The organism is Psychroflexus longus, assembly GCF_020164595.1.
Taxonomy (GTDB): Bacteria; Bacteroidota; Bacteroidia; order Flavobacteriales; family Flavobacteriaceae; genus Psychroflexus; species Psychroflexus longus.
Genome location: NZ_JAIQZE010000001.1, coordinates 134,380 through 156,539, shown reverse-complemented (window position 1 = coordinate 156,539; position 22,160 = coordinate 134,380). Strand labels below are relative to the sequence as shown.

At 32.7% G+C, this 22,160-nt stretch carries 21 protein-coding genes; 16 read left to right on the top strand and 5 right to left on the bottom strand.

Annotated elements, in window-relative coordinates:
* Positions 1 to 201 precede the first annotated feature (201 nt).
* The 15 genes from LB452_RS00705 (at position 202) to LB452_RS00635 (ending at position 14,903) form a co-directional block, all read left to right on the top strand.
* On the top strand, positions 202 to 1,887 hold the full coding sequence (locus tag LB452_RS00705; protein ID WP_224459811.1) for a UvrD-helicase domain-containing protein: 1,686 nt from the start codon (positions 202 to 204) through the stop codon (positions 1,885 to 1,887).
* Positions 1,888 to 1,971: 84 nt separating this feature from the next.
* The gene (locus LB452_RS00700; RefSeq protein ID WP_224459810.1) at positions 1,972 to 2,862 is read left to right on the top strand and encodes a hypothetical protein; all 891 of its coding nucleotides are present in this window, start codon (positions 1,972 to 1,974) and stop codon (positions 2,860 to 2,862) included.
* 18 nt (positions 2,863 to 2,880) lie between these two features.
* The gene (locus tag LB452_RS00695; protein WP_224459809.1) at positions 2,881 to 3,099 is read left to right on the top strand and encodes a hypothetical protein; all 219 of its coding nucleotides are present in this window, start codon (positions 2,881 to 2,883) and stop codon (positions 3,097 to 3,099) included.
* A gap of 395 nt (positions 3,100 to 3,494) precedes the next feature.
* Positions 3,495 to 5,492, top strand: coding sequence for a T9SS type A sorting domain-containing protein (locus LB452_RS00690; RefSeq protein ID WP_224459808.1), 1,998 nt, complete (start codon positions 3,495 to 3,497; stop codon positions 5,490 to 5,492).
* Positions 5,493 to 5,857: 365 nt separating this feature from the next.
* The gene (locus tag LB452_RS00685) at positions 5,858 to 6,265 is read left to right on the top strand and encodes a response regulator (RefSeq protein WP_224459807.1); all 408 of its coding nucleotides are present in this window, start codon (positions 5,858 to 5,860) and stop codon (positions 6,263 to 6,265) included.
* Positions 6,266 to 6,750: 485 nt separating this feature from the next.
* Entirely contained in the window at positions 6,751 to 7,125 is a 375-nt protein-coding gene (locus tag LB452_RS00680; RefSeq protein WP_224459806.1) for a hypothetical protein, read from the top strand.
* Between the two features lie 6 nt (positions 7,126 to 7,131).
* Positions 7,132 to 7,446 (top strand): hypothetical protein, encoded by a 315-nt coding sequence (locus LB452_RS00675; RefSeq protein WP_224459805.1) that lies wholly within the window; start codon positions 7,132 to 7,134, stop codon positions 7,444 to 7,446.
* Between the two features lie 45 nt (positions 7,447 to 7,491).
* Entirely contained in the window at positions 7,492 to 11,709 is a 4,218-nt protein-coding gene (locus LB452_RS00670; protein ID WP_224459804.1) for a T9SS type A sorting domain-containing protein, read from the top strand.
* A gap of 228 nt (positions 11,710 to 11,937) precedes the next feature.
* Positions 11,938 to 12,345, top strand: a complete 408-nt coding sequence (locus LB452_RS00665; RefSeq protein WP_224459803.1) for a response regulator — start codon at positions 11,938 to 11,940, stop codon at positions 12,343 to 12,345.
* 348 nt (positions 12,346 to 12,693) lie between these two features.
* On the top strand, positions 12,694 to 13,146 hold the full coding sequence (locus LB452_RS00660) for a hypothetical protein (RefSeq protein ID WP_224459802.1): 453 nt from the start codon (positions 12,694 to 12,696) through the stop codon (positions 13,144 to 13,146).
* Between the two features lie 26 nt (positions 13,147 to 13,172).
* Positions 13,173 to 13,478: a T9SS type A sorting domain-containing protein gene (locus LB452_RS00655; RefSeq protein ID WP_224459801.1), complete on the top strand. Its 306-nt coding sequence runs from the start codon at positions 13,173 to 13,175 to the stop codon at positions 13,476 to 13,478.
* 6 nt (positions 13,479 to 13,484) lie between these two features.
* Positions 13,485 to 13,685, top strand: coding sequence for a hypothetical protein (locus LB452_RS00650; RefSeq protein WP_224459800.1), 201 nt, complete (start codon positions 13,485 to 13,487; stop codon positions 13,683 to 13,685).
* Between the two features lie 48 nt (positions 13,686 to 13,733).
* Positions 13,734 to 13,946: a hypothetical protein gene (locus tag LB452_RS00645; protein ID WP_224459799.1), complete on the top strand. Its 213-nt coding sequence runs from the start codon at positions 13,734 to 13,736 to the stop codon at positions 13,944 to 13,946.
* A complete protein-coding gene (locus LB452_RS00640) occupies positions 13,909 to 14,271 on the top strand; it encodes a hypothetical protein (protein WP_224459798.1) in 363 nt (120 codons plus the stop codon). Before LB452_RS00645 ends, LB452_RS00640 begins: the two co-directional genes overlap by 38 nt.
* A gap of 230 nt (positions 14,272 to 14,501) precedes the next feature.
* A complete protein-coding gene (locus LB452_RS00635; RefSeq protein ID WP_224459797.1) occupies positions 14,502 to 14,903 on the top strand; it encodes a hypothetical protein in 402 nt (133 codons plus the stop codon).
* Positions 14,904 to 15,054: 151 nt separating this feature from the next.
* On the opposite strand, the gene LB452_RS00630 is transcribed toward LB452_RS00635, so the two are convergent.
* Together LB452_RS00630 and LB452_RS00625 are read right to left on the bottom strand one after the other, a co-directional pair.
* Positions 15,055 to 18,273 carry a GAF domain-containing hybrid sensor histidine kinase/response regulator gene (locus tag LB452_RS00630; protein WP_224459796.1) on the bottom strand — a complete coding sequence of 1,073 codons (3,219 nt, stop codon included), beginning with the start codon at positions 18,271 to 18,273 and terminating at the stop codon, positions 15,055 to 15,057.
* A gap of 39 nt (positions 18,274 to 18,312) precedes the next feature.
* Positions 18,313 to 19,656, bottom strand: a complete 1,344-nt coding sequence (locus LB452_RS00625) for a sigma-54-dependent transcriptional regulator (protein WP_224459795.1) — start codon at positions 19,654 to 19,656, stop codon at positions 18,313 to 18,315.
* 217 nt (positions 19,657 to 19,873) lie between these two features.
* Between LB452_RS00625 and LB452_RS00620 the strand changes: the two genes are divergently transcribed.
* A complete protein-coding gene (locus tag LB452_RS00620) occupies positions 19,874 to 20,395 on the top strand; it encodes a response regulator (RefSeq protein WP_224459794.1) in 522 nt (173 codons plus the stop codon).
* A 185-nt stretch (positions 20,396 to 20,580) separates the two neighbouring features.
* Here the strand turns inward: LB452_RS00620 and LB452_RS00615 are convergent, their stop codons facing one another.
* The 3 genes from LB452_RS00615 to LB452_RS00605 are packed head-to-tail and all read right to left on the bottom strand — an operon-like array spanning position 20,581 to position 22,053.
* Positions 20,581 to 21,522, bottom strand: coding sequence for a HipA domain-containing protein (locus LB452_RS00615; RefSeq protein WP_224459793.1), 942 nt, complete (start codon positions 21,520 to 21,522; stop codon positions 20,581 to 20,583).
* Positions 21,512 to 21,847, bottom strand: coding sequence for a HipA N-terminal domain-containing protein (locus LB452_RS00610; RefSeq protein WP_224459792.1), 336 nt, complete (start codon positions 21,845 to 21,847; stop codon positions 21,512 to 21,514). Before LB452_RS00610 ends, LB452_RS00615 begins: the two co-directional genes overlap by 11 nt.
* Positions 21,844 to 22,053, bottom strand: coding sequence for a type II toxin-antitoxin system Y4mF family antitoxin (locus LB452_RS00605; RefSeq protein WP_224459791.1), 210 nt, complete (start codon positions 22,051 to 22,053; stop codon positions 21,844 to 21,846). The genes LB452_RS00610 and LB452_RS00605 overlap by 4 nt, the downstream gene beginning before the upstream one ends.
* Between the last annotated feature and the right edge of the window lie 107 nt (positions 22,054 to 22,160).

The following is a 22,160-nucleotide window of genomic DNA, read 5'->3' as shown; positions in this document are numbered from 1 at the left end:
AAGCTTTTATGACCTTCACTGGCTATTTTGTATAAATAATTTTTGATTGGGTTTTCACAAGACCTTACCCAATAAATAGAAACCAATATTAAATAGAGGTGTCTTCTTTTGGCGCACCTCACTCATTTCTTTGCATTTTAAATAAAAGTATAGAAGTAGAGTTTGCTCTCGACTTTTAACTCTCCAAATTTATAGCCAGAGATGAAGCCCACGAAAGAACAAGAGTTGATTTATGATTTTATAAGACATGATTCCAGCCACGGGATTATAAATGCTGTTGCAGGTTCAGGGAAAACGACCACTATAATTGAAAGCATAGAATACGTGGAAGAAGGTAAGTCCATGATGTTTTGTGCTTTTAACAAAAGCATCAGAGATGAAATTCAGTCTAGGGTTCAAGAAAAAACCAACAGGAATATTATAGTAAAGAATCTACATCAACTAGGTTACGACATCTTAAAATCCAATAGCTCTCAATTCTATAAAGTAAAACCAAAGAAATATTATGCATTGATTGACCAATCTCTTGAAACTTCAAATAAAATTTCATTTTTAAAATATTTAAAACTCCACAAAGTCAACCCAAAACCAACGAACTCTTTTGACCAGACTCAGTTCAATTTTTTTCGCACAAATTTCAAATCTCAGCTTTTGGAATGTGTTGACAAGTTTAGATTGAATTTAGGTAAAAATGATTTGAACCACTTTAAAAACCTCCTTATTCACTTCAACATTATTGACACCCATAAATCCAATAAAAGCTTTCTTAACAGTTTGGTTTCTATATTATTCGAAAGCACAAAGGAACTTTTAAAAGATGGGAACACTCTGGCAAAATTTAAAAATGAAATTGATTTGACAGATATGCTTTATCTCCCTAAGGTTTTTGAAATCTATCCCTTAAAAACCTATGATATTTTATTTGTGGATGAATGTCAGGATCTTTCTAAAGCGCAACTGGCCATTGCTCTCAAATTTGTGAAGAAAACGGGTAGAGTCATAGCTGTTGGCGATCCCTGTCAGTCCATTTACGGATTTACAGGAGCCGACATAGAGTCTTTTAGTCGAATTGAAAAAGTCTTGAAACCTCATAAGAAACTGAATTTATCGTATTGCTTTAGATGTCCAAATAAGGTCATTGCTTACGCACAGCAATTCAGAACAGATATAAAACCCTTTAGAGATAAGCCTGGAGAAGTCCATCACATCAATTTTAATGAGGTGATCAAAACTGCGATAAGTGGGGATCTAATTATTAGTAGACTGAAAGCACCTCTTACGCTTATATTTTTTGGTCTAATTGAAGACAATCGAAAGGTGAATATCCACAAAGATGATATCAAAGATGTATTAAATGAGTTGCGTTTTTTATTTACTAAGCAGGAATTAAACTTAACAAACCGATTTAAAAATGCTTCTGGTTTTTTTGATAAAGTTGAAGAACGGAATATTTACTTTATAGAGAAAAAGGCCACAAAGTTTTCAGATGCTATTAGTAAAGAAGAGTTCATCCAGCAGGAAACAGAATATATTAAAAGGCGAATAGATTTTATCAAAAAGCAAACGTCTATCCATAGTGAAGTTCCAACTATCAATGGACTTATTCAACGTATAGAAAACTTGATATCAAACGAAAGTGGTGCCGTAAAACTTTCAACCATACATAAATGTAAAGGTCTGGAGAATGATAGAGTTTTTATTTTGGATTACGACAAGTTGCCTTATGTTAAAGAGAACCACAAAGCCTGGGAGGTGATACAAGAAAATAATCTAAAATATGTAGCTCTTACACGTGTAAAAACTACTTTGTTCATGGTTCATTCCAGTCAGGTTCACATGAATGAACCTGAAGGAAATTTATTTGATAATTCAGAAGACATTTGGTAAAAGCCTATTTTTTTAAAACTTTGAATTAGGTGCGACACTTTTTGTCTTGACTGGATCTTTTATTTGCATCATAAACAAAAACATATGGAGACAAGAGAAAAACATAAACTACTGGATTGCATAGGGGAAGTCTATGAAAAGGCTAAAAATTGTGAACTTAAAGAAGGATTTTTTACTGAACAAAAAGCTGAATTAAATATTTTATCAGATTATTTTGGTACAACCAAAAGTCAGTCTTTTTTTATCGCTATTGTATTCACCTTAAATTACAAAGGGGATACGGTAGATCTAAATGACATGATTGAATACTTCGGTTGTAATCCGATGAAGTTACTGGAGTTTAACGAAGATTTTAATTATCTACAATCCAAAGCTTATTTAAAAAAGAAGCTTTCCAAACATAGAGTGCAGGTGGCAGGAGCAAATAATCAGTTTACTGTCAACGAAAAACTTTGTGAAGCTATTTTAAAAAATGAACCTGTTCCTGAGCTTAAAAATGCTATCTCTGATATTTTTGAATTATTGGAAGAAATATGTGAGTTAGGAAAACAGAGAGATAATGATGAAATCAACACTCTTGGATTATATAAGTTGGTCATTAAATTATTGGAAGAGCACAAAGAATTAACACTTATACAAAAAATAGAGCCTTTTGAACTTTCCGTAGATGATAAGCTGCTGTATTTCTATTTAATCTGGAAAACGATAACAGGACGAGAGACTTGTAACGTAGAACGAGCTTTGGAAGCTTTTTTTGATAGAGAAACTAAACGAGTCTACTACATGCAGGATTTAGTTGATGGTAATAATGCTCTTTTGGAGCATAAATTGATAGAAATTATCCCTACTAAATTTTTAAATAATACTGAAATTATATTGACTGAGACCTCAAATGTCCTGCTTAAGGAATGTGGTATTACGGTTTCTAGAAGCAAGAAAAATAAGGATAACATTTGGTCACCAGCTGATATATAAAAGCGCAAATTAATTATCATGAGTATTGATGAAGCGTTTAAGTTTGGACTTTCCATGAAAGAGCACATGATGAATAAAAACTCATATGTTCAATACAAAAGTAGAATTGGTCTTTTTGAAAAGTGGCTTAGAGAGGAAAAGCTGTTTGACAAGCCGATTACCAGCATCACCAAAAAAACTGTCAATCAGTATTTGAATACTATTGTTAAAAAAAACCAGTGCCAGAAACCGAAATAACTCAAGGACAGATATCGCTTCCTTATTTCAGTTACTGGAAGAAAGATTGGGCAGGTTTCATTGAGTGAAGTCATTAATCTTTCTAATCATATGATAATGTAACCACTTCTTAGAGTTAGTAATTAAAGGCCTTTTTTTAATGTTAAGAAAACAGACAACCCGTAGAGTAGTTCTGTTGTTTTTTTCTTGGATAAACAAAACTCAATGCTAGGCATACATTTTTATTCAATTTTGAATTACAGATTCCGAAAAAGTAATTTATAATTCGGAATCTTTATTTTAGTATTCATTTTTACTGTGCTCAATTAGAGGCATATAAATTAGTGGCATCTGAATTGCCAGGTTTTTTTAAAAAAATGTTTTTAAAATCTTCCTTTGTCACCTTAATAATCTTGATGACTTCCGTTCAATCAAATAGTTTGATTGCCAAGGATTTTGATTCCCTAGTGATTAGTAGCTTAAATAAAAAATTAAATACGGCAGATCATCTTAAAGCAATTAAGAGTCAGCTAAATAAATATAATATTGACACAAACAATAAAGCTGTTAGAGATCATTTTAACGTCAGTCCTACAATGACTTCTGTAAACAATCAAGAAATTTGTCAAAATTCTGATCTTTTAATTACTGTAAACATAGATGATAAGGAAACAGCAACTGATGATCTTGAATTTATTGTTTATTCGTCCAATTCTAAATTAATTAAAGTCTCTTCAATTAATGGGTCTGATGGCGAAAAAAATATACTCTTATCAACCTTAGATGATACCTATGGTGTATCCACAATTTTACTTAAGGTTGTTGATGAAGACGGGGCGAGTACTTCACAAGATTTTGAAGTTAAAGTCAATCCAAGTCCAGACCTGCGAATTGATGAAAACGAATTTACTTTCCCAATCAATCAAAAAATCGATAATATCCAATTTGATAACTTAGAGAGTAATAGATTAATTTTCTCAGATTATCAGACCAATAAGAAAGGAACTTTAGATGAAATCAATTTTGAAATCCATAATTTAGAGAGTTCGAGTATTATTGAAATTGATTTAAGTTCGATTATTGAAAATAATTTCAATAAAGGAGTTGGTATAGAGTTTTCTTCCCTATCTCCACTAGTCAGTATCGAATTTTCAAAACCAGTAAAAAATTTAAATCTATTATTGGACGATTTTACTGGAGCCTTATCTGGTGGTTTTTCTTCATTTAATTTTAATGCAGCTTTTATGGTAAGGCATGGTCTTAAAGGAGTAAACATAAGAGGTTCCAATATCGACATATATGATATTATAGATGTTCAGGAAGAGGATTATGTTTCTGGAGTTATTGAATTTATTGAGCCTGTGAAAACTCTCATAATTGAAGGTAAAGGTGGATCAGCTATGTTTAGTCAAGAGAAATTAGCATTTGCCAAAAGAGATAAACAGCTTTCTTATTCTATAACCCCTCAACTTCCTGACGGTTTAGTCTTGGATAAGCAAACAGGAGAAATTTCTGGCACACCTACAGAAGTTAGACAAGCACAGGATTATACCGTTTCTGTATTTACAAGAAATACGTGTTATGATGAAGTAATACTTAATATCTCAACAAATTCAGCACCTACGATAGCAGAGGTCGAAGACCAAGAAGCTTGTCAAAATGAAAATATTACGCTTGATGTTGTGTTTTCAGATTATGAAACAGATTTTGATAATCTTCATTTTTCAGCTTATTCTGATAATACTGATTTAATTGAAACCATTAATATTGATTCATCAGTAGGTGAGAGTAAAATTACAGTAATACCAAAAGCGTCTTCTTTCGGAAGCGCCACTATAACATTATCTGTTGCAGATGAAATGGGAGCTATTACTAAAGCTAGTTTTAAAGCCACTTTTATAGAAGATAACATAGCCCCAAGTCTGACCACAAAAGATATTACGGTAGACCTATCAGGAAATCCGTCCATAATGATTCTTCCTGAGGATGTTATTGAAAGTCTTGGAGATAATTGTTCTTCTATAAATGATATAGCCCTGGATCTTGATCGAGATACCTTTGTTGAAGTCGGGACTTACACTGTCAATGTAACAACAAAAGATTCTTCTGGCAATGCAGTAACAAATACAGCTGTGGTAACTGTAGAAGACTCTACATTGAGCATAGAGGGTTTTGGGAATGATCCGCAAGTCAAACTTTATCCTAATCCATCCTCACAGCTCATCAATTTTGAAGTGTCAAATGTTGAAATAAAAACTATAAGTATTTATGATAGTAATGGTAGGCTGATCAAATCAAGCCGTACAGAGAAACCCTCAATAGACATCAGTGACCTTTCAAGCGGTGTTTATTTCGTAAAAATAGATGGTAAAGACGGTAGGTATACTCAAGTATTAAAATTTGTTAAGAAGTAATAGTGGTCTCAATTATAATAAGTTAAATAAAACTCTTCTTAGCATTTAACCCCTCGTGATAGAGGGGTTTTCTTATGTGTAAAATTCTTTGATTTCAATTCAAAAATGAACTATCAACTAAGGTTAATGACCTAACAGCTTAAATTTTGAGGAGGTTTGCTTAATGACTTAAAAGTCAATAGTGTAGAGATTGGGGGTGATAAATGTGTTGAAATTCAATATAGGGCAGAAGCTTAGTTTCCGTATATCGTAAAAAGTGTTCTAAAATAACATCTTTTGTGCTTTTTAATCTTGCGTTAATCACTCATTATCAATAAGTTGAATTGTCGGCATTTGGGTTTTTAAGAATTTAAAAACAAATATTTATGTTAGATAAATTTACAGTTGCCATAATAGACAATGATCCACTTGTAATATTTGCGACAAAACACATGGTGAAGGCGTGCTTAACGGCATCAAGTATACTGACTTATCAAAATCCAGAAAAATTTATAGCAGACATCGAAGCTGAGGAGATATCAATTCCATCGGTAATACTCTGTGATTATGATATGCCTGAAATGACAGGCTTGGAAGTGCATGATAACTTAAAAAATTTCCTTGGAGAAGAAGAGAACCATTGTTGTTTTTACGTGGTATCATCTGAGGATAATCTTTTATTACATTCAGAAAAATTTAATTCTGATTTCTTTTGCGGTATCTGGGAAAAGTCATTAGGTGTAATTAAAGTTCAGCACCTTATAAATAAATCACGATTCAATATTGCTAGTTGAAAGCCTTAAATTTTATATATACCTGTCCTTTATGAAACCATATAATCAAATTCATGCATTGAAATATATTACTGCTTTTCTTAAACGAAGAGAGGTAAGAAAGTTAATACAAACATTGAATAGTATGTGCTTGGGTTGCATTCATAAAAATGACCTTGGGCTTGTAATTTATATAAGCGAGAAGAATCTGAAGCTCATAAGATCTGAGTATGAAATAACTTATACAAATCTCTTCTTATATGGTATTCCTATCCAAGTTAAAGAAATTGATCATCCTGTCTTAGAGAGTAATAAACTAATACACTATACTAATATTCAAAATTTCAATCCCTAAATAAATTATTCACCTATGATATAAAACCTTTTAAAAAGATGGTAAACTAGGAATTTGACAACTCAAATTCAACAGTTTTAAAATTATCCAAGTTTTGAACTCTTTTGATTATGCGCCTTAATTTAACTTATTAACTAAAACTTTTTTAAACATGAAAAAAAACCTACTTACACTATTAATTTTTATTGTGTCTACATCATTATTTGGGCAAGTGCCAGAGCAAAATATTGATAACAATAAAGCAAAAGCAAATCTTTTTGAACACTTCTATAATCACCAAAATTTGGAGATAACTCATATTTTGGATAATGACATTGATTTTGATTTTCTTAAAGAGATCAAGTACACAGAATTCACACTTATCACAGAGAATGATATTGATGAACATGAATCCTATTTGTTACTCGAACAGGTCAGCATGAAAGAAAATGTTGGTCTTATTAAATACGCAATTGTAAGAAATGGAGAAGCGCGATACAAAAAAGTGTCTTTTAACTTAACAAATTACTCATTCTTAAAACAGTAAATCATCATGAATAAAAATTACAACTTAAATGTATTGTTTTCACTGTTGTTCGTTTTAATAGCAACAGTTGTTCAGTCTCAAACCACCCAAGTATCAGTCTTCAATTATCCAAACTTAAATGGTACTGGAGGGTGTGGTGATGAAAATGAAAATTTAATAGGCATTATAGACGCACTACCAGGCTATGATGTAGATGGATCTATAACTAGTTTTTCAGACGCTTCATTATTAGCCTCACAGTTAGAAGAAAGTACCTTCTTTTTCATGACAGACATGGAAAGAGAAGACCCAGAAAATACAACTTTTTTCCCGGTCGCCTGACATGCTGTATTTGAAAATTGGGTCGATAATGGTGGTGTTATGGTCATGACGGGAACATTTGGAGACGATGACAATATATTTTTAAATCTCATTTTTGGATGGGACTTAGATAGAGCGACTAATTCTTCTTGGGCCAAAAACACGGCAAACACTGCTGGTACTCCATTTGATGATGTTTCGGCTTCATCACTTCCTTATTTAAGTGCTACCGATGCCATTAAAAAAAATTCAGTACCAAACTTTACTACCATGTGGGGAACAGATGATAATGCAGTAGTAGCTGTTATCCAATATGGAGCTGGTTACGTCATATTTATGGGTTGGGATTTCTATAATTCTGGTCCTGGCTGTTTTCAATACTCTCACCCTTGGGTACAAGAAGTAATACCTGCAGCTTTAGATTATGCAACAGAGCTTTCTGATGGATCTGTAGATAATATTTCCTATACTTCTGCAGATTTAACTTATTCTTTTTCTCAAAGTGGACAGTCTTATTATGTTGTTGTTGAAGACGGTTCAACTCCACCAACAGAAGCACAAATAAAGGCAGGTGTTGATTATACCGGGGTTACCATCGCTGATGCCGACGAAGCATCAACGACGGCAAGTACCGATTTTATATTCAATATGTCTGGACTTGACTATAATACGGCCTATACAGTTTATGTGGTGACAGAATATGATAACGAGGGTGTTACTACTTTTTCACAAATTTCAGATTTTAATTTCACAACCTTAGCAAACGACACTCCCACTATTTCAACAATAGAAGATTTAAGTTTTTGTGTTGGAGATTCTTTTACACCAATCAATTTTACGGTGAGTGATGAGTTTCCGGACACACCACTTACAGTGGTGGCAGCATCATCTAATACGGCATTAATTCAAGATAGTGACTTAACAATTTCTAATACGGGCTCAGATTATCAATTAACGTATGCATTTATAGATGAGGCTACAGGGTCTACAGACATCACGATTTCTGCAACGGATGGTGAGGGAGCAACCACAACCGAAGTTTTTAGTATTACACTCAATTTTTTAAATATTAGCTTAGAAAATGAGGCTTATATCTTAGAACTTAATCAGCCAATGACACCTATCGAGGTAATTGAAAATTCCAGTAACAGTACATCTTACAGCATTGCGCCATCATTACCAACTGGCTTATCGCTTGATGCTTCTACTGGTACAATTAGCGGAACACCAACAGTGTCATTTCCAACCCCAACAGGATTTACAATTACAGGAACAACAACCGCTGGCTGTTCCGACACAGTAAATTTAAGTATTGGTGTCAATTCTAAACCTGAAATAGATCCTATTGAAGACATAGCAGCAAATTGTCCTAACACAGATGCTGTTGTTGATGTAACTATTTCAGACAATGAAACCTCTGCTAATGATTTAATAGTATCAGCAAGTTCGAGTAATACTAGCTTATTAAATACATTTGATATTTCATCAACTGGGGCTACTCGTACTCTTACATTAACCCCTGAATTTGACCAGACAGGGACAGTAACTGTTACTGTAACTGTTGAAGACGAATATGGTTTTACAACGCAAACGAGCTTTGATGTGACATTTATCGATGAAAATGCACCTACAGCAATAGCTCAAAACCTAACTGTAGAACTCGACGAAACAGGCTCTGCAAGTATCACAGCGGCTGAAGTAGATAATGGTTCATCAGATAATTGTGGTGTTGAGACTTTAGCTTTAGATGTTACTAGTTTTGATTGTGCCGATCTTGGAGAAAACTTTGTGACATTGACTGTGACTGATACCTCAGGCAATGAAGCTACAGCAATTGCAACTGTAACGGTTGTAGATAACAGTTCACCTACAGCAATAGCTCAAAACCTAACTGTAGAACTCGACGAAACAGGCTCTGCAAGTATCACAGCAGCTGAAGTAGATAATGGTTCAACAGACAATTGCGGTGTTGAGACTTTAGCTTTAGATGTCACTAATTTTGACTGTTCTAGTCTTGGAGAAAACCTTGTGACCTTAACTGTGACGGATACTTCAGGTAATGAAGCTACAGCAACAGCAACTGTAACGGTTGTAGATAATCTAGCACCGACAATTACAGCACCTAATGATGTGATAATAAACACTGATCTCGATCTTTGTTCTGCTTCTAATTTAAATCTGGGTTTACCTACAATTGAAGAGAATTGTGAGAGCGTCTTTATTGAATGGGATATGGAAAATGCTTCGGTTAATCAAATTGAAATCACTCCTAGTTTTGCAAAAGGCATAGTACAATCTGCTGTCTTAAAGGGAGGTCAGGGTATTGAAGATTTTGCTGGAAACTATGTTTATGTAACACGACAGTTTGGAAGTATCAATAAACCCGTATTTGATATAGTTATAGATAAAGGAGTATTCGTCAACACCTTTACATTTACTCACTTCCATAACCATAATTTTCCTAAGCCTACTCATCCTGATTATTTTGCTCAATTACAAGTGGATATAGGTGGTACAGGTGATTTTGTTGACGTTGGTCCACCTGTATTCCTTAGCAATGCTACACATACCGAGACAGACAGTATTGAACTCGGTATTTACTTACCTAAAGGAAACAATAGTTTTAGGTTTAACGCTGTTGGACTTAATGGGACGAATACAGAAAATGATTTTTTTGCTGTAGACAATGTGAAAATTACATCTTCGTCAGAAATAGAAAACGATGCACCGGCAGTATTCCCAATTGGTTCTACTGTTGTCAACTGGACCGCAACCGATTCTAGCGGGAATCAGTCTACAGATACACAAACCATAACCGTTGAAGATAACTCAGCTCCAACAGCAATCGCTCAAAACCTAACTGTAGAACTCGACGAAACAGGTTCTGCAAGTATCACAGCGGCTGAAATAGACAATGGTTCATCAGACAATTGTAGTATCGAGACTTTAGCTTTAGATGTTACTAATTTTGATTGTGCCGATCTTGGAGAAAACTTTGTGATCTTAACTGTAACAGATAGTTCTGGAAATCAAGCTACAGCAACTGCAACTGTAACTGTTGTAGATGATAGTTTACCTACAGCAATAGCTCAAAATCTAACTGTAGAAATCGACGAAACAGGCTCTGCAAGTATCACAGCAGCTGAAGTAGACAATGGGTCATCAGACAATTGTGGTGTTGAGACTTTAGCTTTAGATGTTACTAGTTTTGATTGTGCCGATCTTGGAGAAAACTTCGTGACCTTAACTGTAACTGATGCTTCAGGCAATGAGGCTACAGCAACGGCAACTGTTACTGTTGTAGATAATAGTTTACCTACAGCAATAGTTCAAAACCTAACTGTAGAACTCGACGAAACAGGTGCTGCAAGTATCACAGCGGATGAAGTAGACAATGGGTCATCAGATAATTGCGGTATTGAGACTTTAGCTTTAGACGTTACTAGTTTTGATTGTGCCGATCTTGGAGAAAACTTTGTAAATTTGACGGCAACTGATGCTTCAGGCAATGAAGCTTCTGCTACTGCTGTGGTTACTGTAACTGAAACTATTGCACCTACAGTACTTACGCAAGATATCATAGTAGAGTTAGATGCTAATGGTCAAGCAAGTATTACAGCCGATCAAATAGACGCTGGTAGTACTGACAATTGCGGTATTGAGACTTTAGCTTTAGATGTTACTAGTTTTGATTGTGCCGATCTTGGAGAAAACTCTGTAAATTTGACGGCAACTGATGCTTCAGGCAATGAAGCTACAGCAACTGCAACTGTAACGGTTGTAGATAATAGTGCTCCTTCGCTAGAAGCAACAGGTATAACTGTTAACTTAGATGACAATGATACAGTGACAATTCTACCCGTTGATCTCTTAGTAAGTGTGTTTGATAACTGTACTGTTGAAGAGGATATTACATTAAGTCTGGATGAAGATACATTCACTATGGTTGGAGAGTATGAAGTTAATTTAACGGCTACAGATGCTGCAGGTAACAGTACAACTGTTGCTGTTATTGTAATTGTTGATGAGACATTAGGAGTGAGAGATATAGGTTTGGACCTTGATATAAAACTCTATCCAAATCCGGCCTCAGGCTCCATAACAATTGCAGGGTCTAATTTTAGACTTGAAAAAGTCACAATTTATGACATGAGTGGAAGGTTGGTCACTACAAGTAAGGAAGTGACAATTGATGTGAGTGATCTATCTACTGGCATTTATTTCGCCAAAGTAGATGGTAATGACGGGAAACACTCTCAGATGATAAAATTTGTAAAAAAATAAAACTTATTTTAAATACAGTTTTAAAACCTCCCAAGCCTGGGAGGTTTTTTTATGTTTTTTTTAAAAAATCGACAAGAAGAGTTTTGTGCCAACAGAGATAAAATCACGAAATACGGAATATTCTTATTTTAAACGGAGACTTTGATATCAATATAAAATTTAAATCATTGAATAACAGAAATATATACAAATGGCATCTCAGTTGGTATGTACATTAAAAAAATAATTATGAATAATAAGATATCAATTGCCATAGTAGATGACCACTCTCTTGTAGGCTTTGCCACAAAACAAATGTTTAAGTCCTGTTCTTCTGATTTAGATTTGGTGACTTACCAAAATCCAGAACAATTTATCACCGATATGACGACTGGAGACTTAGCTGTTCCTTCGGTTATTCTTTGCGATTACAATATGCCGGAGATGACGGGTCTGGAGGTACACGATTCCCTTAAAGAAATCCTGAAAGAACATTCTGATCTTCCACAATTCTACTTAGTGTCATCAGAAGATAATCTGGAGTCTTATGCTTTAAACTTTAAATCTGATTTTTTCAGCGGAAGTTATCAAAAGCCGTTACAACCAAATAAAGTTGAAGAAATCTTAAATCTTAGCTTAGTTAATTTGGCGAGCTAATGAGCCTGTACATATGTTACTGTAGCTATTAGATTTTGAGTTACTTGACTTTAGAAAAGAGTATCATCATAAAAACTGAATATCAAATCTTATCAATTTTTAAGGAGTGTATTTAAGTATGCTTTTGAATACAAACTCGTACAGAATTATTCTAAAAGCAGGAATTAAAATATAACTTTTTATGACGTCAAATACTTTTATCATCTAGAAGCATATATCATTTCAGAAATTAGAATAAAACTATATAAAACGGAAACACTATAGTTTGAAATAATCATAACAAGCTGTAAAGCAGTTGTATGTGTTTATGGCATGGAGATAGACTTAAATCCGATTAAAATAAACTAAATGAATGCAATAAAATTATGTTGGTCCCTTGTAGTCATGTTGCTTTTTGTATTTCAGGCACATTCTCAATTTACCATTTTAGAAAATACGGTTGTCCAGGTTGGGAGTGATATTGACCTTATTTCTCAATCCAATGTCACCAACAATGGCACATTCAGTTTTGGTGAAAGCACTTTCATTTTGGATGCCAGTCTTACCAACACTGGAACTATTAATCTGAGCGAAGCCACATTAAAATTAGGAACTGTTAACTCGACTGGTTCTTATGTTCTTAACTTTTCTGAGGCTCAACCCATAGACGTAAGACAGTTAATTCTGGAATCGAATTCAGCAAGCTTTACAGCTGATGTTACTAGTGCCGGCTCACTTAGAGTTATTGGTAGCCTTGAGAGTATATCTGGAACTTTAAATGCAAATGAAAAAATAATTATCTTGAAACCCTTACGGAGGTAGGTTAAAAACTTAGCTATCCGTTTGAAGTGGATGCTAGTACCGACAGTAGCAACTCAGGAAGGTTTAGTCTGGTTTTTGAAAATGTGACCTTATCTCAGGATGATTTTGAAAACTCAAGAGTTAGCGCTTATCCCAACCCTTCTAAAGGATTGGTTACCATACAAGCTGAATTTCCGGTAGAAGGCATAGAGGCTTTTGATCTTCAGGGGCGATCAGTTTTAAAAGTTGGTGGCAGTTCTCAAATAGATCTAAGTAGCTTCATGTCTGGAGTATACCTGCTACATATTTATACAAGAAAAGGTAAAACCATCAAAAAAATAATTAAAGATTAATATAACATGAAAAAAGGTTTAATTTTTTTAGTTCTTCAGCTTAGTTCTGTATATAACCTATTTGCTCAAAGTGAATTGCCTCCCATATCTGGTGATGATGTTAATGATGCGGATTTACCTGCACCATCAATCGATAGTCATATTGCGCTGGGTCTTATTGTTGCTGTTGTACTAATTATTAAAAAGGCTGGTCAAAAAAAAACATAAAAATTAACATTAAATTTAAAAATTACGTAAAAAATAATAATAACTCTAATGTTCATATTTACAGGTTTAAACGCCTTAAATGCTCAGGTGGGCATTGGTACTCAAACATCAGATAACTCTGCAGTTTTAGAATTACAAAGCACCGGAAAAGGCTTTTTACCGCCAAGGTTAACAGAAAGCGAAAGAGATAATAACATAAGTACACCAGCTAAAGGTTTAATAATTGTACAATACAACTGCGAACCAGGTAGAGGTATATGATGGTAGACAATGGACGACCTTTTATAGAGCCTTTGAGCTAAAGGTTGAGTATAAATCTGAAGATTTTTCAATTACTAAAAATCAGAGAAGAACTTTATTTGTAGTAAATGAAGCTGCAGAAGTTACGTTGCCTTCTTTATCAAGCGTAAACGATGGTTTTCGTGTATATGTTAAACGTACTGGAGGACTTGGTTTAGTATCAGTTCTTGCAGCAACAGGAGATATAATAGAAGGGATCCTAAGTGTAGATATTGGCACTCAGGGTGGATCATTGGAAATTGTTGCTACAGCTTCTGAATGGGTGCTATTAAACGGCGCTCTTTAAGATTTAGAACTACTGGTGCTGGTCTAGTTTAAGAGTGTTTTGCAAAACATTATTATTGATTTTAAGTGAAGACTTAATACTTTTTATGAGTAGAAGTTATTTAAAATTGTTGAAAAATTAAGTAGTATCCTTAAGGAGGATATACAGATTTATGAAGTTCAAATTCAAGCTAAGATGTGAAATTTTAGAGTACTAGAAGTTAATTTATATCAAATATTCATTTCAACGTAATGCCAAAATTATTCATCAACCTATTCAAAAAATATCAAGATTTAAATTCTTCGTTTATTTCATTTAAAGACTTCAAAAATTTATCAGATTATTACAAGCTCTTTGTTTTTTTAACTGATAGTTCATCCTATAAATTACATTCTACCGTTGAATTGATGGAAGGGGCGAAGTTTTATTTACACAAAGATCAGCTTGGTACTCCCAGGGCCAAACATAAAATTATCAAAAGGCCTTTTAAAATTGAAATCTATGCTTACAAACTTTTCTTTTGTGGTTTTCCTGTAAGACTAGATGTTCACTTCAATCACAATTATACTTTTTATTATAGATATACCTTTTCAAATTCCCTGGGTTATGACGATAGAAAAAAGGTTAAAAGCTTTATTAATGGGGATTTATAAACATAGGTATGGAAAAATGAGGTCAATTATCTGTAAGACATATGAATTCTTAAATGTTTTTAAGCTTCTTATCTACCACCCTTCTTTTGATTACGTCTTTAGCTATACTTTGATTGAAGAGTAGTTATTTATTAGAAAAATGACATTACTATCATGGAATTGGGATCTCAAGATCTTTTATTTCAGAATATAATACTGTTAATATTTTAAAGATATCTTCAATGTTTTCACTAATTTCATGATAAGACTTAATATCCTTTTGTTCGATACTTCTTATTCTGGAAACTGCATCGGTTTGTTTAAGATCAATTAAACTTGGCTTTATCTTATGCAGAATTTTCAATATTGCTTCAGAATTCTTTTGTCGCATATTTAGTTTCATATCTATCAAGGTTTCTTTTATAGTGGCCTGAAAGATTTCCTTCAATTCATTAAAAAATTCGATATCATCATCAGCTATTTCCAGAAGTGTTTCTGTAAGATACGTTTCTTCTGTGTTTTTTAAATCATTTTCAGGGATTAGCATAGAAGATTTTTCTTCTAATACTCTAGATACGCTACTATATAAATCTTCATCCTTAAAAGGTTTTAATACGAAATCTTTAATATTATATTTTTTAAATTTATTTATATCTCTGGAATAAACATTAGCAGTTATTACAACGATAGGCACTTCCAATTCTAATTCTTCACGAATTATTTTCACGGTTTCCAAACCATTGAGATTTGGCATTTGCATATCAATAAGTAAGAGGTCAAAGCTTTGTTTTTTCAATAGTTTAATAGCTTCTAATCCATCATTGCATTTGGAAATATTTGCACCTTGGCGTTTTAGTTTTTTCTCTATTAAAAATTGACTTATCAAATTATCTTCTGTGACAAGGATATTTTTACCTGCAATATTTTCAAAGTCAAATTTGTTATTTTTTGGATCTGTTTCAGTAAATACTTTTTTCAACTTCAAGTCAAAGTAAAATTCACTACCATAATTTTTTTTAGTTTTTACTTTAATTTCGCTTCCCATCAGTTTTATCAATCGTTTGGAAATTGGCATGCCTAAGCCTGTTCCACTTTCAGCATTAACATTAAAATTGATTTCTCTTTTGAAGCTTTCGAAAAGATCTTTTTTAAAATCATGTGTCATACCAATACCGGAATCCTGGATTACAAATCTTATGGTTGAATATTTATTGCAGTCGTTAACCTGACTTATGTAAAAATCAACAGAGCCGTTATCTGTAAACTTGATAGCATTGGATATCAAATTGATGAGTACTTGATTTAGTTTCTGAGCATCAAAAAGAAATTGAACTTCTAAATTAAGATTGAAATGAAAATTGAAGATAATTTGCTTATCATCGGCTAAGGGCTTTAGCATATTATATACTTCCTCTGTGGTTTTGTAGAGGGATTCAATTTTATAAATAAGTTGGATCTCATCAGAGTTAATTTTAGCAATATCTAAGACATTATTAACGAGATTAAGTAAATGATTGGAAGCTAGATTACCTCTTTTCAAAAGAAATGATTGGTGTTCATTTGTATCGGTTTTTAAAACCTCACTTAAAGTCCCATTTATGATATGCAAAGGAGTTCTCATTTCATGACTTATATTGGCTAAGAAAGTTTCTTTTGCTCTCGAAGCAATTTCAGCTTTATCTTTTGCTGTTTTAAGATCCTGTTCAATTGTTTTTTGCTCCTCTAAATCAATAAGAGAGCCTAAATAGCCTTTTGTTTGATTGAATTTATCTATAAGCGCACATATACTTATAAAAACGGGTTTTTGTATTTTTTGCTTATTAAAAAGGCGTAATTCTAATGAAATATTTTCTCCCTCTTTAAGCGAGATTAATTTTTCATAAAGATTCAATTGAGCATCACTATCTAGAAAAGTATTCAAGCTGTTAACGTTCATTAACTCCTCCGCATTGTAATTTAAAAGATTACAGAAATTTTCGTTGACAAACTTTATTTCAAAATCTTTGTTGACTTCTATCAAGCCCAAGTTAACATTATTTATAATACTTCTGTACCTATTTCTTTGTGTCATGAAGTTGTTTTCCCATTGTTTTCTTACCTGAATATTAACAAGCATATGAGAAAATAATGAAAGCAACTTAATTTCCCTTGTGCTATATTTTTTGAAGTCATATACAGAATCGAAACCAACAAAGCCTAGTAGATTATCGCCTTCCAACATGGGTAGTGTTATCAGGCTTTTAATGTTTTGTGCACTTAGTATTGCTTTTAGCCCTTGTTCTCCAGAGTCTGGCAGCTCATCTATATTATCAATTATAAAGGGTTCTTTTTTCCTATGCTTTTCAATCCATTCGGGAAAAAATTTAATAGGTATGTCCTGAAGATTATCTTTTTCAGGGCTAATATTTTTTGCGCACCATTCAAATGTATTGCTGCAGGTTTCAGTTTTAAAATTATAATCGAATATGTAAACTCTATCAGCATCTATATAGGTGCCAATTTCACCGAGGGATTTTTGAATTGTTTCCTCAATTTTAGAGTAGTTTATGTTTAAATATTTTCCAGCTATTTTTAGTAGTAAATCTTGCAATTCTATTTCTTCACCCAATTTCTTTTTAGAACTTAATTTCTCAGTAGTATCTATTAAATTGGCAATGATAAATTCTTTATTATTTATAGAGAAGTATTTTAGTGAAACATCTGTAAAGGTGATCTTATTATTTCTGACGTTCCTAATTTCGCCTTCTACCTTTAAATCATCTACTAGCTTAAGTTCTTCTACATGTTCCAGCCATTTATGTTCTTCGTGATCTTTAAAATTTTCTTCAATATCAAAAATTTTAAAATCATTCAAATTTTCGTCATCAATACCTGTCCACTTTTTTGCTATTTTATTAAGATAAAAAAGGCTTCCATCCAATTTGACAATGATGACACCACTCAATATTTCATTGACTAGCTCAGATTGGGTATCTAGTCTTTTTTCTAATTGGTTGGTGGATTTTGTTTTACAAGCAAGTTCCAGTTTGCTTTTAAGATAAATAATTGGTTTATTAAAATTTTCCAGTAAGACATCAGAAAGTTGATATTTGTCTATTAATATCAGCCAGCCAAGTTCTGATAATTGGTAAGCATAATAATGTAAATCGTTGAAATTATCGTAAGCAAATTTTTCCTTTGCAAAATTTCCATTATGCAACTTGGTGAAAAACTCAGGATTTTGATGTTTCTGGTTTAGTGAGTCTGGAATTATAAATTGATCACCAATACAAATGTCATTATTTATGAAACAGACTGCTTCACATCCTATTTCATCTTCATAAATTGGGATAATTTTTTCAAGTATTTGTTGATGTGTTAATTTTGAATCTACATTAACTATAAGATTCATCAGTATTTGAAAATAATTTTTTCTCATCTGAAAAAAAAATTAAATGGTTATCGAACCTTTTTTGATCAGGTCGTAAATTTTTGTTTTTCCAACATCTAAAATTTCAGAAGTCTTAGACACGCTATTGTTGTTTTTTTCTAGGTGATATTTTATGATTTTGATTTCGTACTCTTTTAGAGTAAGATTCTGATGAACACTTAAGTCTACGTTGTTTTTCGGAAAACTAATGTCATTTTGTCTTATAAGTGAATCTTCACATAATACACAGGCTAACTCTACCACGGATTTAAGTTCCCTTACATTACCTGGGTAGTAATGGCTTAGTAGTTTTTCAGTAGCTTTCTTACTGAAACCAGGAGTTTTTCTACCATTTTGCTTTGAAAATTCTTCTGCGAAGTACTTAGCAATAACTAAGGTGTCATTATCTCTTTCTCTTAAAGGAGGAAGATGTATTGGAAAGCCAATTAATCTGTAATATAAATCTTCTCTAAAATTATTAAGCTTGACCTCTTCATTTAGTTCTTTATTTGAAGCAGAAATTAATCTGAAATTTACTGGTATCGATACCAGTCCGCCAACTCTTGTAACTTCTCTTTCCTGCAATACTCGCAGCAACTTTGCCTGCATTGGCATACTCATTTCACTTATTTCGTCTAAGAATAAAGTACCATTATCTGCTAATTCTATTTTACCTTTTTTGGTTTGGTCAGCACCTGTAAAGGCTCCTTTTTCATATCCGAATAATTCGCTCTCCAGAAGTTGATCTGGAATGGCAGAAACATTGATTGGTATAAACTTACCATTACTAAACGTACTATTGAAATGTATTGATTTGGCAATTAATTCTTTACCCGTTCCTGTTTCACCGCTTATTAAGACATTAATGTTTGATTTAAGTGTTTTTGGTAATAATTTAAACACCTGATTTATTTTTTTACTGTTTCCAATAATATGTGTAGAGAAATCATATTTCGTTTTTAACTCCTCTTTTAAATAATTGATTTCTTCGTTTAGTTTTTTTCTTTCTTTTATGTTTTCAATGGATTTCCAGATTTGTTGCTTAGAGTTTTCATCTTTAACTACATAATCTCTTACTCCCTTTTTCATCAATTCTATAGCCGTCTTTATATTTTCCTGGGCACTGATTACTATAATATCCTGGTTTGGATTTACTTTTAATATACCGTCTAGTAATTCATAACCTGACATTTGAGGAAGCATAAAATCCATACAAATCAAGTCTGGCTTCTTCGATAAGTTTCTTAATAATAAATCAGGGTCAGAGAAAACTTCAACTTCATGATCTGGATTCATGAGTAGTTGATGGCGAAGTTTTTTTAAGTACCACAAATCATCTTCAATTATAAATACTTTATACTTCATTTGTAATATTAATTCTACATCTATAAATTACAATATTACAGTTTTTAAAATTTCTAAAAATATTTCCAACTTAATAATTTTACAATATTCCGATTATCGGAAAATAATTACGTATTTAGTAATAAATTGAAATATCAATTAATAAACTCCTACTAAAATAGACAAAAATGTCACTGGTATAACTTTTGTTAATTAATTTACAAAACCAGATTTTATTATGGAAGTGTGCTTCATCTTAATCGACGATTCAAGTTATGTTTTATCAAAAACTAAACATCAAATAATTAGCTATAATCCTAATATTATAATCAAAACTTATGAATGTCCACCAGAGTTTTTTGAAGATGATTTTTTAGTCCAAAACAAACCTCACTTTATCATTCTATGCGATTATGATATGCCAATCATGAATGGATTAAAAGTTCATAACAGGCTCAAAGATTTTCCTTCTCAAATCACTGAATTAATAAGCTTTTTTTTATTTACATCATACACTGAGAGTACATTGAGCTTAGAAGAATTTGATTCTCATTTTTTTAAAGGTTTAATACAAAAACCCCTCACACGTTCTTCTTTTGATAAATGCATAGCATTAGCAAAAAAAATAACAACTATTAGACCGACCAGACTTTTTGTTTTAATTTTAATTCAAACAAACCATTATGTGATTATCTATAATCTAAAGCAAACTGAATATGATATAAGGTTGATTGTAATAGAGTTTAATATTAATATATAAATTAGTTAGATCTCCTAAGTTACAAAGAAGCCAGGAAGTTTGGTGGGGGAATCACTACCAGATCAGAAAAAGCTTTTAATTATTTTCTTTACTAACCATTCATTTATACCAAACGCTGTATCATACCTGCTTCTGCTTTTTTGATTCAATTCTATAATTTGTTTATAAAACTGTTGAGGTTAGATTTATAATTCTAAGGATTGATATCTACTATTGAGTAAGTTGATATAAGCCGTTTTCATGCCATCTGATAGGAAGGATTGATGAATCCACTCCATGGCCTTAGGTTTATTTTTTTTAATTCGATTGAAGCTCGCTTTGATTTGTTTGGGTGTTAATTCCATGCCTTTAGCTAGTTTTTCAAAATGCTCTCGCTTTAATTTCTTTTTCTTCCCTGCTAAGGTTAAGGCAAGTTCTTCAGTGTCGTCTGGTAGTACTATGGAGACATTCAAAAGATCATAAGCTGGTGACAATATCCAACCCGTCTGACTTTCAATCATTGAGAAATTCTTTAAATGCATGTCATTATTTCCCGTAAGAAAGGAGAGAAGAGCTAAATCAAAATAAAAAGTCTTGTCCAGCAAAGTGTTACTGGAATATTTGTCCAGGGCATTTCCGATTTTTTCCATAGAGCCTTTATACTTATCAAATGCTTCTGTGATTTGAAACATATCGATCATATGTACTTTCATTCCGTCTTCTGTTCGGTCTATTCGTTTTGTGATGTAAGACAATTCTCCAGACGATAGCCTTATAAGCGATGAGGGAACAACCCTGATTCCAAATGCTTCTGCTATACGCATGGTGACATGTTCGTTTTCTGGCATTTCAGGAAATCGCTCAGAAGGTGGTTTAAAAATGTATTGACCACCCAAAGCACCAACTACAGTTAAGCGTGTATTGGAATTGTTTTTAGCTTCATCAGTTAATGATAAAGAGAGTTTTGGTTGAACGCCTGGGACAGCAATGCTGCGTTCTAAAACATTTTTGGCAAGTTCATCCATTTGGTTAAGAGAATACTCTATTTCAGGTGGTGTTTTGGAACCGAAAAACTGAAGGGAGCAATCTTCATGAAAGTCATATCCTTTTTCAATAGCTTTATAACAATACAAACACTTATTTTTCATCTTCTAGTGGTATTGGTTTAACACTTACGGCACCGATACAGTTTTGACAGCAAGCCAATAATAGACCCATTCTGTCATTTTTATTGATCTTCCAATTTTCAGAAGCAATATCCAGTAACCAGCCTTCTGGTATTAAGCCTTCAAAAAAAGGAAAGAGTCGTTTTTCGGTGTAGGCTTCATTTTGAACAGGCATGGTGAAGGTGATAAATTCATGAGGATGATTTGTTACATAATGCTTATCATATTGAAACACAAATTCACCGTCATTGGTTTCTGTGATGATTCCAGCCAAATAAGTTTTATAAAATACCTTCCCTTGTCTCATTTCTTGATTTCTTTACTGTTGGTAGGTGCTAATTCATGACCGAACATTCTAAGAACCAGATTGACCTTTTCCATATTGAGATTGGTTTTACCCTGTTCAATTTTACGAATGACAGTCAATGCAACTCCTGCACGATCGGCAAATTCTTCCTGTGTAAGATTAACTTGCTTTCTACGCTCTTTTACAAAATCCGCTAATTGATTCATTATATGTTTTTAAATATAATTATGATCAAATATATAAAACTATATGCAATTAGATATAAAAACAATTAAAATAAATATTTTATACGTAAAAGCATATAATTTCTACT